Source organism: Paraburkholderia sp. BR10872, from assembly GCF_040965835.1.
Classification (GTDB): domain Bacteria; phylum Pseudomonadota; class Gammaproteobacteria; order Burkholderiales; family Burkholderiaceae; genus Paraburkholderia; species Paraburkholderia nodosa_A.
Genome location: NZ_JBFRCN010000151.1, coordinates 1 through 720, shown reverse-complemented (window position 1 = coordinate 720; position 720 = coordinate 1). Strand labels below are relative to the sequence as shown.

Genomic DNA, 720 nt, shown 5'->3' with positions numbered 1-720 from the left:
TCTCGCTCCAGTTCCGACACGACAACCTCGATTCCTTTACGTCCCATGATCGCCTCCAACACGCCGTGAATTCGATCATAGAACAATCTGAATTTACGTAAAGTTATTTATGGGACAGAATACTAGCTTCTCATTGAACTCCAGTGAGTCGACTTCATTGTGATTCATCTCGGTAACCGGGCAGATTATCTTCCCGAAAAGGATACCGCCCGGTCCCGTCATGAAAGACGCCGCGATCAGAGGCTCTGTCACGATCAGGTTGGCGGGACGAGAAAGCCCCGATATAATGAGGATTACTTACATGGCCAGCGAATAAAATTGCTCGGCAGTAGTCAACTGGATCCCAGCGGCTTTCATCTGCCCCTTCCTGATCATATGCATCACTCGATGCCCGACAGGATGATGCGGGCGCAACGAAAATCCTTGAAGCCCATCATGGGTTTGACAATCCGTTTGATGGAGCGATGGTTCTGTTCGACAACGTTGTTCAGGTATTTGACCTTGCGGATCTTGATGGGCGCTTCCCGTTCGGCGTTGATGGCGTGCAGGGCATCCAGATTGGCGCCGCTCTTATCCATAGTGATCGTCTCCGACTCGCCGTTCTGGTCGATGGCTTTCTCGAAATAGCGACGGGCGGCAGCCTTGTCACGATGGGCTCGAAGCAGGAAATCCACCGTCTTTCCGGCCTTGTCCCCAGCGCGATAAAGGTATTTCCACTGG

General features: G+C 52.1%; 1 pseudogene. It reads right to left on the bottom strand.

Going from position 1 to position 720, the window contains the following annotated elements:
- Nucleotides 1-297: 297 nt before the first annotated feature.
- Nucleotides 298-720, bottom strand: a pseudogene (locus tag AB4Y43_RS40465) (transposase); the annotation flags it as partial.